The 16,131-nt window shown below is 37.5% G+C and carries 15 protein-coding genes and 1 pseudogene; 5 read left to right on the top strand and 11 right to left on the bottom strand.

From position 1 onward, the window contains the following. Window position 1: 1 nt before the first annotated feature. From AC0L8O_RS00315 to AC0L8O_RS00290, 6 genes are all read right to left on the bottom strand, one after another. The gene (locus AC0L8O_RS00315) at window positions 2-634 is read right to left on the bottom strand and encodes an AMP-binding protein (RefSeq protein ID WP_473446111.1); all 633 of its coding nucleotides are present in this window, start codon (window positions 632-634) and stop codon (window positions 2-4) included. Window positions 635-649: 15 nt separating this feature from the next. Beyond that, window positions 650-820 carry a hypothetical protein gene (locus tag AC0L8O_RS00310; protein WP_473446110.1) on the bottom strand — a complete coding sequence of 57 codons (171 nt, stop codon included), beginning with the start codon at window positions 818-820 and terminating at the stop codon, window positions 650-652. 2 nt (window positions 821-822) lie between these two features. Continuing rightward, a complete protein-coding gene (locus AC0L8O_RS00305) occupies window positions 823-2,367 on the bottom strand; it encodes an IucA/IucC family protein (protein ID WP_473446109.1) in 1,545 nt (514 codons plus the stop codon). Next, window positions 2,339-4,165: an IucA/IucC family protein gene (locus AC0L8O_RS00300; RefSeq protein ID WP_473446107.1), complete on the bottom strand. Its 1,827-nt coding sequence runs from the start codon at window positions 4,163-4,165 to the stop codon at window positions 2,339-2,341. Before AC0L8O_RS00300 ends, AC0L8O_RS00305 begins: the two co-directional genes overlap by 29 nt. A gap of 134 nt (window positions 4,166-4,299) precedes the next feature. Further along, the gene (locus AC0L8O_RS00295; RefSeq protein ID WP_473446105.1) at window positions 4,300-5,265 is read right to left on the bottom strand and encodes an ABC transporter substrate-binding protein; all 966 of its coding nucleotides are present in this window, start codon (window positions 5,263-5,265) and stop codon (window positions 4,300-4,302) included. 97 nt (window positions 5,266-5,362) lie between these two features. Further along, a complete protein-coding gene (locus AC0L8O_RS00290; RefSeq protein ID WP_473446104.1) occupies window positions 5,363-6,916 on the bottom strand; it encodes a helix-turn-helix domain-containing protein in 1,554 nt (517 codons plus the stop codon). A 154-nt stretch (window positions 6,917-7,070) separates the two neighbouring features. Here AC0L8O_RS00290 and AC0L8O_RS00285 point away from each other — a divergent pair, with 154 nt between their 5' ends. Beyond that, window positions 7,071-8,114, top strand: coding sequence for a FecCD family ABC transporter permease (locus tag AC0L8O_RS00285; protein ID WP_473446103.1), 1,044 nt, complete (start codon window positions 7,071-7,073; stop codon window positions 8,112-8,114). Further along, on the top strand, window positions 8,114-9,145 hold the full coding sequence (locus AC0L8O_RS00280; RefSeq protein ID WP_473446102.1) for a FecCD family ABC transporter permease: 1,032 nt from the start codon (window positions 8,114-8,116) through the stop codon (window positions 9,143-9,145). Before AC0L8O_RS00285 ends, AC0L8O_RS00280 begins: the two co-directional genes overlap by 1 nt. 53 nt (window positions 9,146-9,198) lie before the next feature. Here AC0L8O_RS00280 and AC0L8O_RS00275 read toward each other — a convergent pair whose 3' ends face one another. From AC0L8O_RS00275 to AC0L8O_RS00255, 5 genes and pseudogenes are all read right to left on the bottom strand, one after another. Continuing rightward, window positions 9,199-9,534 (bottom strand): antibiotic biosynthesis monooxygenase family protein, encoded by a 336-nt coding sequence (locus AC0L8O_RS00275; RefSeq protein ID WP_473446101.1) that lies wholly within the window; start codon window positions 9,532-9,534, stop codon window positions 9,199-9,201. Between the two features lie 132 nt (window positions 9,535-9,666). Next, window positions 9,667-10,083 carry a YbaN family protein gene (locus AC0L8O_RS00270; protein WP_473446100.1) on the bottom strand — a complete coding sequence of 139 codons (417 nt, stop codon included), beginning with the start codon at window positions 10,081-10,083 and terminating at the stop codon, window positions 9,667-9,669. Window positions 10,084-10,215: 132 nt separating this feature from the next. Further along, window positions 10,216-10,988, bottom strand: a pseudogene (locus AC0L8O_RS00265) (TerC family protein). 547 nt (window positions 10,989-11,535) lie between these two features. Continuing rightward, window positions 11,536-12,435: a PhzF family phenazine biosynthesis isomerase gene (locus tag AC0L8O_RS00260; RefSeq protein WP_473446099.1), complete on the bottom strand. Its 900-nt coding sequence runs from the start codon at window positions 12,433-12,435 to the stop codon at window positions 11,536-11,538. A 128-nt stretch (window positions 12,436-12,563) separates the two neighbouring features. Then, the gene (locus AC0L8O_RS00255; RefSeq protein WP_473446098.1) at window positions 12,564-13,493 is read right to left on the bottom strand and encodes an EamA family transporter; all 930 of its coding nucleotides are present in this window, start codon (window positions 13,491-13,493) and stop codon (window positions 12,564-12,566) included. A 475-nt stretch (window positions 13,494-13,968) separates the two neighbouring features. On the opposite strand from AC0L8O_RS00255, the gene AC0L8O_RS00250 reads away from it, so the two are divergent. The 3 genes from AC0L8O_RS00250 to AC0L8O_RS00240 all read left to right on the top strand — a co-directional run bounded on the left by AC0L8O_RS00250 (window position 13,969) and on the right by AC0L8O_RS00240 (window position 16,089). Continuing rightward, window positions 13,969-14,700 carry an SDR family NAD(P)-dependent oxidoreductase gene (locus tag AC0L8O_RS00250; protein ID WP_473446097.1) on the top strand — a complete coding sequence of 244 codons (732 nt, stop codon included), beginning with the start codon at window positions 13,969-13,971 and terminating at the stop codon, window positions 14,698-14,700. Window positions 14,701-14,893: 193 nt separating this feature from the next. Beyond that, window positions 14,894-15,085, top strand: a complete 192-nt coding sequence (locus AC0L8O_RS00245) for a MerR family transcriptional regulator (RefSeq protein ID WP_473446096.1) — start codon at window positions 14,894-14,896, stop codon at window positions 15,083-15,085. Window positions 15,086-15,453: 368 nt separating this feature from the next. Beyond that, the gene (locus AC0L8O_RS00240; protein WP_473446094.1) at window positions 15,454-16,089 is read left to right on the top strand and encodes a pentapeptide repeat-containing protein; all 636 of its coding nucleotides are present in this window, start codon (window positions 15,454-15,456) and stop codon (window positions 16,087-16,089) included. Window positions 16,090-16,131 lie beyond the last annotated feature (42 nt).

Genomic DNA, 16,131 nt, shown 5'->3' with positions numbered 1-16,131 from the left:
TTCACCATTCTTCATTAAACGACTTAATGTATGAAGCAAAGGGGGCAGCATAAAGGATATGTTTTTTATGTTGCTGCAGTTTTTTGATCACATATTTTGGATTCAAATTTGTGATCACGATAGGCTCTACCCCTCTTTTTAAACAAGCCAATACACCGCTAATTAGTCCATATGAATGGGTAATCGGACATGCTACAACCGAAGATGTTCCTTGTTCAACAGGCAATGAGGCAACATAGCTATTTAACTCTTCCTCAATTGAACGCCACGTACGTTCGATTATTTTCGGAGATCCTGTTGTTCCTGAGCTCATTTGAATAAGTCCCCCAGCTGCTTCATACCTAACACTTGATAAATTAATAACCGAATCAAGAGTCTGGAAGAATAATAGATCTCTACCCGCTTTCTCTGCTAGACGAATGGCCCCGTCCTTTGGGGTGGATGGATGAATCGGAAACACAGATGCCCCTTTTTCCCGAATATACAAGAGAAGAGACAGCCATTGAAAAGCATCCGACAGACAAACCGCTAAACGGTGGTTCTTACACTCTCTTATATATGGTATTTGATCAAATAAACGAAACTGCTCTTGTACATCTTTTATCGTGTAATGTTGGTCATTCACATAGAACATGAATTATTCCTCCTGCTAATCAATTTGACTAAACACATTTTTTACTAAATGGCGATATTCTTTTTGTTCGTTTTGAAGCTTTTTTGTTACTAGAGATTCAACATAAATATCTGGTTTTTCGTAGTGGATTTTTTGATGACGTTGTTGTAAATCAGGATGTTTCTTCAAATGGTTTGAGATCGCCATTTTTATTTTCTTCCAAAATAGTTCTTCAATAAGAACCCTTTTTCTTCAAGAAGATAGGCCAGTTCACTTAAATGAAAAACAAACAGTGTGTCCATCACTAATTCTCTCAATGCTTCTACAGATGACATCCAATAATAGTGGTCTGCAGGGGCATTTCGGTATTCTTTATGGATCTTTTCAAAATCTGGAACAAGTTGAGAAATCGAAACAAATTCCTTCTTATATTCAATACTTTCATGAAAATCACGTAACACAATTCGCGTTGGCCACCCGTTTCTATGAAGCAAAATCATATTCTGAGCATGTGCTTCAATGGCAATTCCATGTGCGACTAACAAATGCCATACTGGAACTACACTTACTTCCACAAATCGCTCTACCCAGTTTTCGACTCCATATTGAGCAAGCCAATGATCAATAAATAATTGTCCATCCTGTTCAATCATCATAAGGGCTGTAAATGGGACAGCCTCTTCGTCTTCCTTCATATAGGTTCTAATACTTTCCCGCCAAATTACACCAAGCTGACCATGTAACTTAAGACTCTCCTCACATTCAACACTAATTCCGGCATATTCCTTTAACATCACCAAAGCAGCATCACGAGCTAAATAAGGATCAGATTGTAGAATCTTTTCCAGCCATTCTGAAATAAAAGGTGCCGCACAAATAGAAGGTGATGATATCGTTCTTAACGATGAAGTGTTGACCATATTCATCGGCAGTTTGAGATACGCCTTGTTCGGATTGGATTGATTCCATAGTGTGCGTACAGATTGCGTTGCTCTGTATTGATCACCTTTATCAGACAATGAAATCAGCTCACCTGTTGCTAGTAAATGTGATAATTGCGGATATAGAGATTGCCATTGCCATGGATGAATGGGTAGAAATGTGTACTCTTCAAATGTTGCGCCTGATCGTTTCAGTTGCACATTCAACTCTTGCCACATGTCTTCACCGAGCTCTCTCTTCCAAAACTTCTGTTCATCCTCCAATATAGTGACATGTACACTGTTTCTTTTCGCAGCTGTCCACTTAAGCGTAAACGCCTGTTTTGCCTCCGGTCCATAAGCTTTATGATCATCTAATGTGAAACCTGTTCGGGATTTAAAACAAGGATGATAAGGATGTCCTTCAACAACCTCAGACTCCAGTTCCTCATAACTTGAATGTCTCCTAGATGAAGGTGACGTTAGGTGTTTTTCATTCCATTCACATAGTTTGATTGTTTGAGAGAGTTCATGAAAAACACGCTTATAAATGCTTTCGTCATTGATGCATTCTCTTAGCAGCTCATCCATTGTTACTTCTTTTACCTGATCGTCAGGTAATAGCTGAAAGATGCTTGCTTCGTTTAGGCGAATCCGATCAAATGCACTCCTTCTACCATTGCCACAATATGTCTGCTTCTTACCATAGAGGTGAAAAACTCCATTGCTTACCTCCTCATAAACGATTAACCCTTCATACATCATCGCTTCAACCAACTGCTTCTTCACTCGATTAGATATCTTGTTAGAAGGTATATGATAGGATTTTTGCATCTTTTTCCTCCTTGTGATGAACAAAAAGGGGATTGGCGATTTGGGTGTAAATGGCTTGCTCTAGCTCAGCTGTTAATTCGTCTACATTATGGAATCTCGTTAATAAATTTGCTTTATGTGACAACTTTTCTTCATAAAGTAATTTGTGAACAAACCTTTTTCCTTGCCCTGTTAGATCTTTTTTTAGGGCATGTAATTTTTGGACTGTCATGTTTATCAGGGCTGTTTCGGTTAAGAGTTGATCTGCTCCAAAGCGATACATCACAGAAAAGAGCTGATTAACCACTAAGTAATAAGTAAACCTTTCTTGAATCAAGTTATCGTCATAAAATAACTCTGATGTTTCAAAAAGACCTGGTTCCATGAAAAGAAGTTCCTTTTGACGTGATGATGAGAGATAGTAGCCTTGATTATCACGATAATAGTAATGTTCCGGATAACCTGTTGATACATCGAGTACACTATTTTGCTGGTGTGCTTCCAACGCAATTCCATGTTCATCGTAAAGGCGGATCAATGGTTCAATTGAACAAGACCAATATTTATCAAACCAGTCGAAACTCACCTCTTCCACTGACCTGCCTTCTCTATGTGCATTCCTCGTAACCATGTTACTAAGGAGTGATTTTTGATTAGGAAAAGGATCTTGCACAATGGAGGCAATTGAACTGATTCCTTTGGTTTTTCCTTCCTTGAAAGAGTTCGATCTCATAATCACCTCAAATCCTGATTCTCTTTTATGTGGAAAGTCTACTGTAATATAGGCAGGATCTTCGATAATTGAGAAGGATCGATACTTGGCCAAGAATGGGAGCTTTTTAAGAAGTCGTGACATAACAACTCCTGCTTTAAGCTCGTGCTTTTGATTGACTCTTAACGAATTTGTTACCTTTACAGGAATCGAGAATTTAAACATCCAGTCTTCTTTCTCACAGTAAACCGTTCTTATTGAAGATGTTGCGGTAAAGTGAGGTCCCAACATGCCAAGATCTTTGATCGTTCCTAACTCCATTGCCTTTTTCACTTCATCCTGCTGCAGCAGCCATTGAGCTTGAAGTGGATGCATGGGTATCAAACAAGTCCCCTCTACTATTGTGAAAGATGGCAGATCCTTCACTACGGATTGAAGGATGATGTTACTCGCATGTTCTGATATGCTTGTTGATTCTGAGATGAGATCCTGATCGACTTGAAAGTAATGCAGCTGGAACTTGCCTTTTAATTCAGGTGCAAAGCTTTGTTGCTGCCAGTTTGACATTCCTTGCCTGCTTTTAGGAGTAGGGTGAAGCCAATGTCCAAATAAAAGCGACTGTTCATTTTCAATAAATGTTGAATCTCCTTCAGATAATAGAGGCAGATCATCTTTTCTTCCTTCAATATAGTGAGTCATCGTTTGATAGCTTTCTATGACCCGAAGAATGAGTTCATCATAATGGGATGCAAGTTCATAGCAACCATTCGTCCTTGCCATTAGGTGAAGTTCTTGAATAAGGCTCATCATGATGTTTAATCTATCTTCTGTTTGCCAGATGTTTTTCTTTGGACAATATTTAAGTGTTCTGCCAATTTGGTGTTTTCCAACTTGAGATTGATAAAGTACCTCAAATGCATATTTAGCACCTTGCATGTGTAAATGCAGTTCAACTATCTCGCGACCATTAAACATACAGGAGGAACGATTTTCTTTCTTCCATTTCTCTGCTTCTATCCAGAATCCACTATCAACTTCACGCAAATAACAATTAAGAAATGCTTGTAATGTTGCTTCTACTGCAATCTGTTTGGCGGTTAAATCCATTATTACACCTCTTTTTAGATCTTTAGTCCTAATAATTGATAATCATTCTCAATAACGAGGAGGAAAATAGTCTTCCTTTACAGAAGACTATTTGACTACTAACGGTTACGTATTTATCTTTTACATGGTAGTCATTATTCACCTAATAATAATGTCTCCATTTCCTTCAACCCTTTTTGGCGTTCAATCGGATCCCAGAAACCCCATGTAGTTGTAAGGGTATGTACATTTTTGTTTTTCACAGCCTCCAGGTTATTCCATACTTCGCCTTCTGTAACGGAATCATAATAGTCACCACTATTAAAATACGTTACATCTAAAATATGATCAGGGTTGTATTTAACTAATCCCTCAATTGATATATTCTCACCGAAATCTTCTGGAAGATTTTCTGCAGGAGTTAGTTTTAAATCATCAAAAAGCAGTGAATTTGTTGCATGATTTGTTGTTCCAAATACACGAATATCTTTCTTATTAATGGCTACTGCCATAAATGTTTCATCACCGACTTTTTCTTTAATACGCTGACCGATTTCTTCAGCTTCTTTTTCCATATCTTCAATCACCTTTTGTCCTTCTTCTAATTTCCCGGCTGCTTCAGCGACTTTTAAATGATCTTCCTTCCAATCTCCCCCAACTTCCACAACTACAGTTGGTATTGTTTCAGCTAATTGATCATATAGAGGCTTGTAACGATCACTAATAATTAATAAGTCCGGATTTAACTTTACAATTTCCTCTGGATCAATTTCATCTGCATAAGGAAGAGCTGTTACTCCCTCTAATTCTTCAGTTAAGTGTGGCGGGAATTCATTATCGTATGCCATAACTGCATATGGTTTCATCCCGACTGATACGAGTGAACCCTCCCATGAAACATGTGATAAAAGAACAATTTTTTCCGGGTTCATCGGCACTTCTGCTTCCCCATATAAATGTTCAACTGTACGAGTTTCAGCAACGGTTTCCTTCTGTTCCTCCGGTTTTGAATTTTCCTCTTTATTTGCTTCTCCAGTTGAAGCCGTGTTTTCTCCACCTGAGCATGCTGCTAATACTAGAAGCAATAGCACCATACTCCATGAAGCTATTTGTTTCATCATGTTTACTTCCTCCTAAATGATAATGAATTTCATTGATAATGATAACAATTATCAATTGAGGAGAACATGGACATTTCTATCTTTTTCCATGGACAAATTAGTCAATAAGCTTTGAATGTTGAAGCTCTGACGCAAATTGAACAAGCATATGCTTTCTTCCCAACGGTCCCCACGGATCCCATTCCAGACTTTTAGGATAATACACTTCCTTTGATTGGACCGCCCTCAACGCTTTCCATTCTTTTGATTGCACGACTCTCCACACATCTTTTTCATGACTCCAGAGTATAAGAAGCTTATCACAATCCAAGTTTGCCAGATCTTCCACCGTCACAACCTTATATCCTGTTTCCGGTACATCCGGATGTGGCTCAAAGCCCAGTTTTTGATAAAACAAGTCAAGACATGCATGATGCTGTCGCCCATATAGACGTATTTCTTCCTGTCGAATCCATATGATTGCCCAATTTCCTATCCTAGTTAACGGGCATAATTTATCTTTCACTTTTGTTTCCAAGCGAGTTATTTCATGTTCAATTCCATCTACCAAGCTTTCTACATGAAACAACCGGGCGATTTCTCTTAAGTAGTCATTCCAATCCGTCTGCAAAGAAATATGATCGATATTTTGTTGATGTGATAAAAGAACTGATTGAATTTCCCCGTTATGTAACGGTGTTTTAATAATTCGATCCGGTTGTGTGAAAAGAATTTCCTCTGGTTGAAACAGCTTTTCTGCATTTAGTAGTCTTGTCCCATGCAACTCTGATTTCAAGTAGCTGGGAATCCCTTTAGTAGTGGGATATTCCGTGGGATAAGCAGGCGCTGCAACAGGCTGAATTCCCAATGAAAGCAAGTGATCTTGTAAAAAGAGCTGACTCACGACAGCTACTCGTTCCTTTGTTCTTTTCATATAGATCGTTGGTGGTTGTCCTACCTTTTGTTTAAAGATCCGACTAAAATAAAATTCATCTTGCAACCCTACCTTTAAGGCAACTTCCTTTGCTGTTATTCCCTTATTTTGCAGCATGAGTGTTTTCGCAGCTTTCATGCGCTCCTGTATTAAGTATTCCTTTGGCGACATGCCTACTTGTTTCTTAAAAGCTCTTGTAAAAGAACTTGGTGTCATTTTGGCTTTCTCAGCAAGAGCTGTTACCGTATAAGGATTTGTTAGACGATTTTTTATACATGTTTTTGATTCCTCAATTCGATCTACCTCTGTTTGATCTGTAAGCAAAGAGAGAAGATTCCAAACAATCCCTTGAAATTTACACAAATCAGACATGGACGTTCTAATTTGCCATTCAATGGCTTCCTCCCATAGTGGTACTATTTTTGCCGGAGCTTGATCAGCTAGTGGAAGGGACTTTGGCAAAGAGAATCCGCTTCCTGCTATGTTCCATGACAATGTATAAACAGTGAGAAGCTGCCCGGATAAAGATGTGATGGTATATTCCTCTGTCATGATATAGCTTTTTCCCTCTGTCACCTTTCTTGAATCGGTTTTATTGGAAATTTGACCTATACCTGCTGCAATATAAATAAGAGTGTTCGTTTGGTTTGAAAGATTTATTCTTTCAACAACTCCCTCCCTTATTTTTAGAGGAGAAACCCTAAAGCAGCATTCATTCATCAGCTCTACAGCGGACATAACATACACCTTCCTTTTGTTTGTGTGTCATTTAATTCTTTACCAGAATGTTGAAAAAGAATTGACAAAAAACCTTTTTCAATAGTAGATTTATAAACAATTACGTTCTAATTGAAAATGATGATCATTTTCAATGGTTGAAGGGATGGATAGAATGGATAAACCGATTAACACCAGTGTGGTGCATCTGCAACCAGATTCATCCATACGAAAAAAAGCAATGCTAGTAGGTGTAACAGGATTATTGTGCGTTTTTCTTTTTTTACTTGTATCAATTGGGCTTGGCGCTGTTTGGATTTCTCCTTCTGTTGTAGCAGATTCTCTTTTTTCGTTCCAAAACAGTCATATTGAGCACCAACTCATACGAGAGGTTCGAATTCCCCGTGCTTTGACAGCTGCATTGGTGGGGGCTGCTTTAGCGGTGGCTGGTGCTATTATGCAAGGGCTAACTCGTAATCCTCTCGCAGATCCATCTATTATTGGCATTACACACGGGGCCGGCTTAGCGATCGCGGTGTCGCTTGCTTTTGTAGGTTCAGGATCATATTGGAATCTACTGTTATGGTCTTTTGCTGGTTCTGCAATAGGGGCCTGTCTTGTCTTTGTTTTTTCCGTTATGGCTAAGGACCGAATTTCCCCTGTCACACTTACTTTAGCCGGCGCAGCTCTAAGTACGCTTTTTAGTGCCCTTTCGACTGGTCTTGCTTTATATTTTCAAGTATCACAAGATCTTAGTTTTTGGATTGCCGGAGGATTATCAGGTACAAAATGGGTACATGTCATGATTTTGGCTCCAACCATTTTGATTGGTCTTATTCTTTCTCTTTTTATTAGCCGCTCTTTAACAATACTGGCAATGGGAGAAGAAGTAGCGACAGGGCTTGGACAATCTCTTGCCAACATACGTTGGATCGGGATCATCACCGTTGTCCTCTTATCCGGTGTTGCCGTCTCAATTGCTGGAGCGATAGGATTTATTGGACTTGTAATCCCACATATTATTCGACTCCTGCTAGGATCGAACTACCAAGTCGTGATTCCATTAAGTGCCATTGCAGGTGCCTTACTCCTAACTGTTGCTGATATTGGTGCCCGAATGATCAATCCTCCATTTGAAACTCCGGTAAGTGCGATTACAGCAATAGTTGGTGTACCGTTTTTCCTTTATTTATCACGTACGAAAAGAGGGTATATGTAATGGATTGGAAAGAAGCGGTCCTTCGTTCAAAAGTATGTTTGATCACCATTTTATTGTTCATTCTCAGTGTATTCGTAATGAGTCTTTCAACAGGAAGTCTCCCCATTCATTTAAAAGAAGTAGTTGCTACCTTTGCCGGAAATGGAACTTCGCAACAAGAACTTGTCCTATACCAGCTTCGTTTACCGAGAATGCTTATTGCACTATTAATAGGTGCCGGACTCGCTCTATCAGGTGCTATTTTACAGGGTCTTTCTCGCAATTCTTTAGCTGATCCGGGAATCTTAGGTATTAATGCAGGTGCCGGGTTAACTGTTGTATTTTGTATCTTTCTGATTGGAGAAAACAAGAATTCCATGTTGTCTTCACCAGGTCTATTACCAGTCTTTGCGTTTATTGGTGCCCTCACGATTGCATTGCTCATCTATAGTTTTTCATGGAAAGGCGGTATCGAGCCTGGACGGTTACTTCTCATGGGACTTGGCTTTAATGCTTTATGTGGCGCACTTTTAATTATTCTTCAATTGAAAATGGATCCTAAAGACTTTCAACAGGCAACCATATGGTTAACCGGAAGCATATGGGGAACACAGTGGCCATATGTTTGGGCATTGCTCCCTTGGATTGTCATTTTATCTCCTCTTGCTTTTTTTAAGGCAAGATCGATGAACCTTCTCCAATTCACGGAGGCCGTTCCTGTGGTATTAGGTGTAAAGGTGGAGTCAGAACGGCGAATTCTTTTATGTTTATCTGCTGCATTGGCTGGAGCATGTGTGGCAGTTGGCGGTGGTATTTCATTCATCGGCTTACTCGCTCCACACATTGCCAGACGAATTTGCGGTGCAAATTATTTTTCTGTATTACCCGTTTCAGCATTAATTGGTGCTTTGTTATTACTTGTTGCGGATATGATTGGGAAAAATTTGTTAGCGCCTGCTGATATTCCAGTTGGGATTGTGATTTCAGTGATTGGTGCCCCTTATTTGATTTTTATGTTAATGACAAGAAAGGGGACAGGGATGGCTCGTTGAATCATTAAATCGCCCAAAACAATAGAGTGTTGGGCGATCACTTTTTTAAGATATTATTGGATATGAGAAGGCTCTCTATATTCTTTTGTGCTCAAAACGTGATACACATCTTGAGAGCTTTCAATAATATACGATGGTGACGGCTTTCCGCGCTTTTCTCTGTGTCCGGCAAGATGTATGTCACTCGTCTCCCAAGCTTTCCAATCACTTTCAGATTCCCAGCGAATCATAATGACAACTTCTTCGTCACCTCTTCTTTGTTTCTTTTTCAAAACACTTAAATCAATAAATCCCTTTTGCTGCTCAATGATTCCCTCTCCTGAAAAACGCTCCACCATCTTCTCCGCATTTCCCTCAGTCACGATTACTGTCTTCATTTGTATAAACATTCCATTTTCCTCCTTTTTCGTTCTTTCCAACAGTATAAATGGTAATGATAATCATTTTCAATATAAATTAAAAAAATAGAGAGATATCCCTATATAAAGATGGAATCTTCACAAAATGCAAATAAGCACGAACTAAAGAGTTCGCGCCTTATCTTGTTTCGTATCAGCAGCACTAATGGTCTTTATTTTAAAGATGAAATAATAATGTTTATAAAGAGCAAGGACAATGAATGTGATTTTCAAAATAAGAATATCAATATAAATAACAGAAATGAGGATAAAGAAATCAGCAATAATATTGATGCGAATTTTTTCTCTGCGGGTCATCCCTTTTTTCTGTAATATGGCCAAAACATATTTTTCATAAATAGAAGTACTCTTAAACCAAGTTTCAACTGATTTAGAGCTTTTGGTGAAGCAAAAGAGAGCAAACAGATAAAAAGGACCTCCTGGTAAAATAGGTAAAACAGTCCCCGCTATACCGATTGCTAAAGAAATAAAGCCTAGAAGCATAAACAAGATACGTTTGATATTTTTAATTTCTTTCACCCACCTTTTTGTCTATCTAGTATCCAGGTATTATTTTACCATTTTCTATTGAAACGAGCTTGTTGTTTTTTAAAACAAAAAGGGCGGGTTAATTCCATTGAATTAACTCACCCTTTAAATTCTTTTACCTTATTAGGAACCCTTTTCTTCCATTGGTTTCTTGGAAGGTGCAAACCAACCGATTAGGGCAATTGCAACTAAAACTCCGTAGAAGACCAGAGTCCATCCTGTGCTGTGAGGGAAATGATGATCTAAGATCCCGATATCCTCATGAGCAAGGGTAATAACAGCCAGTTTAACACCTACCCATGCAACAATTGCATATGCTGTCGTTTCCAATGCCGGACGTTTTGCAAGAAGTGCCACAAACCATGTTGCAGCAAATTTAATCAAGACAAGACCTGCAATACCACCAAGAAGAACAACAATGAATTGTCCTCCATCCATTCCACCAAAATTGCCTAGTGGTGAATCTGGAAGACCTAGGGCAAGAGCAACCGCAGCCAGAATTGAATCGATGGCAAAAGCAAGGTCAGCTAATCCAATCTTTCCTACTGTTGGCCAGAAACCTTTTCCACGTGATTCCTTTTCTTTTTCCTCACGAATATTTTCATTTTCTTTCCCGAATTTAGCTTGAATAACATGCTTTAATCCGAGGTAGAGTAGATATGCTGCTCCAATCGCCTGTATTTGCCAGACGTTTGCAATAAATGAAATGGCAAATAGTGCACCAAATCGAAATACAAATGCCATTAAAATTCCGTAATTTATTGCCCTTTTTTCTGATCTTCAGGTAAATGCTTGGCAATTACTGCTAATACCAGAGCGTTGTCAGCGGATAATAATCCTTCCAACCCGATCAGTATTAACAGAGCCCAAGCATATTCTAACCAAATTGACTCCATCTACCTCTCTCCTTACTATCATAAAGAATTATATATAAATTTTTCTATACCTATAGGCTTCCCGATTAAGTGACTGGTACTCGAAGATAGGAATGCTAATAATTGTTATTCAGTTACTATTCGGTTTTCTTGTTTAAAAGTTGTTTTTCGCAACTTTGCTGTTTGTAATAAGTATAGAGAGGGTTGATTGGAGCTCCAGGATACTCGCTTTCCGTGGGGCGGGCGCTGAGCCCACAGGAGTCTCGCACCTTCCGCTCCAATCAACCTACATAGTTTTAAAAGACTTATTAAAAACAATCAGTAATAATATCTTTAAATAAATAATCAGTTTAGTACCTTGTCCACTAATTCCCTTTTTCTTTAGGAACAAAACAGGATTTGACGATGATATTAATATTCTCTCTTATATGACTCAATAATTTTAGCATATTTATCCACAAAAGGGGGATAAATTATACAATTTTGGTGTAATGCTTACAGGCGTGAACAAATATAGTTCACGCCTGATGTCATGTAACTTATGGTTAACAATTCATAAGAATGAATGCTACTCGTTTACAGTCACTATAATATCCTTTACATAAACAGCATGTCCGGATATTTCTATGTCTACATCATCTTTTGTCTTTGTTACCTGTACATGAACTCTGCCGTCTTTTCCTATTTCGTGACCTTGTTCAACGACTAGATGTAAAGGATTTTCTTGCTTGGCGTTTATATAGCTGGCATAATAAGCTCCCATAACCCCAGACGCAGTTCCTGTTACAGCATCCTCAATTGTCCCGGAAAATGGAGAAGAAAAATGGCGGGCATGCATATCAGCTTTTAGGTCGATTGTTTCCAAACAAAAAGGATGGATAGATGCTTTTGGCATTTCCTTTAATATATTCGGAAATAGCTTATTATTAGGTTTCATTTTTCCAAATGCAGACAGATTCGAGATGGGAATTAGTAATGTCCATGTTCCTGTACTACCATATAAAATGGGTAATTCGGGATCAAAATCTACCTTTGATATTCCCATTGAATGGGCCAATTCCTCTCTTGAACCATTGAATTCCTTAAACTGTGGTGAGGCCTGTTTCATTGTTATATATAGATCACCATTTGCAGTAGTATCAATCTTTATCGGTAATACACCGGCCTTTGTTTCAATTGTGATATTCCTTTTATCCCCTAACATCCCTCTTGAACATAGCACATATACAGTTGCGATTGTAGCATGTCCGCATAGATTCATTTCATGTCCGGGTGTAAAATATCGAATTCTAATATCCGCAATTGCTGATTTAACTGGAAAGGCAGTCTCATTAAACCCTACTTTGAATGCAATTTCCTGCATCTGTTCATCGGTTAAATCCTCTCCATTGAGAACAACACCTGCCGGATTACCTTTATTAGGTTCCTTGCTAAACGCATCATAATGATAAACATTTACTGATTTCATACATGTCCCCCCATAAAACAGTAGATATTTCCAATTCACCACATTTTATCATAAACTTACTCTCTCTTTTCAGAATTTTATTAAATTAAAATAGGGCCAAACCATTTGAGACGGTTTGTGCCCATTTTTCACGATGTAAAATTCTTTTTATTTTCTTTTAATAACCCAATCTTTTCCCAGAAAGGATTCGATAAAAATGAACGATTCCCTAGAATGATCCCCACTAAAATGACAAGTACACCTACCCATTGTATCCATTGAACTCGTTCTGATAAGACAAACATTGAGAGTAGAACGACCACCGGCAATTCAGAAGCTGTTAAAATCGAGCCTGTTCCATGACCTACTTTTGGCATTCCTATGGCAAATAATATTGGAGGAATAACAACTCCGAATAAACCCAATAACATTCCATATGGGGCTATATTTATGATCGTATCAGTATTTATCCATGATAATGGGTTAGCAATAAGTAATACAATGATCATAGATCCGGTCGAAAGAATGGCACTTCGTTGAATAGCCGGTACTTCTTTTTCAACCAAACCGCTTGTTAAGAGAAAGAGTGAATAAGATAGAGCTGCAAGGACACCCCACATTGCACCTGACAAATCAACTATTTTTTCTCCGGAAGTCAAGATACCTGCCGCCATAACAGAACCGATTAACACGATCATAATGGACAGGATCTTTTGGGAAGAGGGTTTCCTTTTTAGAATCATCCAATCAGCAATAGCACCGATCCATATAAATTGAAATAAAAAGATGATGGCTAGTGATGCATCTAAAGTCTCTAAAGAGTAATAATAAAAGATACCTGTTAATCCCATTGGAAAACCGCTTATTGCCAACTTTATGATCTGTTTTTTTGTTAACTTCTGTTTCTTAACAAACAAAGCAAGAATCCAAATCATAATGGCCCCAATTATTGCCTGGCTTCCCGTTACTTCGAACATCGTAAACCCGGCTTCATAAGCCAGTTTTACAAACGTGGAAAGAACTCCGAAGCTGCAACCTCCAAGAAATACGCACATGACATAAAACCATGCTTTCATCATAGTTCCCCCTCATTTTGAATTTTTTCACAAATAAAAAGCCACACAATTATCTCCTGATAATTGTGTGGCGAAAAAAGAAATATTCTTGAAAAATCCACAGCGTGAAAATTTTAGCTATTTAATTCAACAGTATTATAACAATGGCATGAACAAAAAGACAATAGCTTATTACAAACTAATTTTAATCGTTCTTTTCAGTATATGTGTACTTACTGTTAATCAATTTTTGCAGATTGCCTCGAGTGAGTGTGTCCTATAATTAAACTCGAAAAGTACAACATGATCTGAAGTAGATGAAAGGTAAGATTGTATATCCTCTATATTCTGATGAAGATCCGGTTGAATGTCAAAAGCACACATTTTAAATAAAAAAACTAAGGATCCGTGTAAATCAGCATTATATTCCTCTTGACTTGGTGTTCACACCAAGTTTTATCATGAACTTATTATATGAAACATGGAAAGGAAGACTAAGATGAATGAATACAATAAAATAGCACTTATAACTGGTGCAAACTCCGGGGTAGGTTTTGAACTAACAAAAAAATTTTTGTCAAAAGGCTGGGAAGTAGTGGCGTTGATCCGTTCAGACTTTTCTGCAAGTGATTCAATGATCCTAGAAGCTATTAAAATGAACCATTTAAGAGTTTATAAAGCTGATTTAGCAGATTTCCCAAGTCTAAGAAAAGCACTTGGCCAGATTAAAAACAGCGAAGGCAAACTCGATTTACTATTCAACAATGCAGGGGTCTCTTTTGAAGAATATAAATATTCCAAACAAGGTCGTGAGATCCATTTCGAGGTTAATACATTGGTTCCCTATATCATCTTTATGGAATTAAAAGAATTGTTACTCAAGGGTAGGATGAAAACGATCATTAATACATCTTCGAATTCATTATTATTTTTAAAGCAATTTGATATAGACAAATTAATTCAACCCAAGACAACCCGATTTAAAAAACTGTTCGGTCCTTATGCAAACAGTAAGTTAGCCCTCTCCCTTTGGACTAAGAGAATTGCTCCTGAGTACTTTTCTGAAGGAATCAAAATCCGCAGTGTTTGCCCTGGGCCAAGTAAAACAAAATTAACGATAGGAAAAGGAATGCCTAGCTATATGATTCCTATAAGAAATCTTTTTTTGCTCATCCAAGTAAAGGTGCCTCTCGCTTATATGAAGCTGTGTTCAATTTCAGAGATGAAGTAACAGGCATTTTCATCAATAACGGTAAAGAATCGAGAATAAAGTTTTCGGACCATGAAGAATTGATATTAACTCAAATAAACGATATTTACAAAAATGAATATATTATTTAGGCTATTTTTGTTAAATTGAAAATAGATTTGTAACCTAAATTTCTGTTTTAAGTAAATGAATATTAATGTTAGTAGGTGATTATATGATTCAAACCTATTCCATAAAACAAATTTCCGAAAAATCCGGATTGACAGAAGACGCTATCCGCTATTATGAGAAAATCGGCTTACTCCCATACGCAAAGAGAAAAGAAAATGGACACCGAGTCTATAACGACGAAGATACTGAGCGGATGGAAATCATTACCTGCCTAAAAAAACCGGGATGTCTTTAAACGAAATGAAACATGTTATACAGCATCCCCTTAAAGAAAATATTAGTTCTGTTCCAGAATTAAAAAGATTTCTTCTTGAATATAAACAAAATATTATTACTCAAATACATGATCTTCAACGCATCTTGGAGTTCATTGATTTAAAACTAGATAATGATACAACCTTATTTCCTCCTAGAAAGTTGGAAAATAGGATAGTGAGTGAATAACTGATAAAACCCTCTTCTCATTTTAGGGGGTTTTATGCACAAACTTATTACTTTGTACATACTATCAAACGAAAATAAAGACTTATATTTAACTCTAAACTTTCCTATAGTAACGTAAGAAGATTCTTATTCTACACAAAAAGATCGAGAGGGAATGCTATGAAAATTGATTCGCCTACCATACAACATGATTTGCCCCTAAAAAATTTCAATGATATTTTTTATGAAGAAGATCCTGAATTAGAATTGTGCCAAATACAGGATGCTGTATTTGATAACGAAATACTACCTAGAGTCCGTTTTTATAAGATGGCTTTGAAAAATTGTAAGTTCCAAAATACTGACTTTTCAGGTGCTGATTTTACAGATGTGGTTTTTGATAACTGTGATTTCTCGAATGCCAAATTAAATCGTTCTTCGATACATAGAGCACAATTTTTAAACTGCAAATTACTTGGAACAGATTTAACAGAGTCAAGTCTTGGAAATGTGTCTTTTAAAAATTCTTTACTTAATCTATCTGCCTTTGGTAATTCAAAATTAGAAAAGGTACAATTTCACGATACAGCCCTGGAAAATTCTGATTTTTATGAGTGTAAATTTAAAAAAGTTGAATTTACTTCATGCAACATCAATCTTGCTAACTTTGAAAGAACTCCACTAAAAGGGATAGACATTAGTAAGTCTACTTTTGACACTTTGACTGTTTCTATATCTGACCTAAAGGGATGCAAAGTGTCCTCTTTTCAAGCTATTCAATTTTCTGCCATGTTAGGGTTGGTGATTGTTGATTAATGGCTTGTGAAAACTAGTTCGTTTCATTGCGCTACAGACACT

The organism is Metabacillus sp. KJ11-3, from assembly GCF_055808295.1.
The sequence above is the reverse complement of the archived record's forward strand: the minus strand, read 5'-3'. Positions and strand labels throughout refer to the sequence as shown.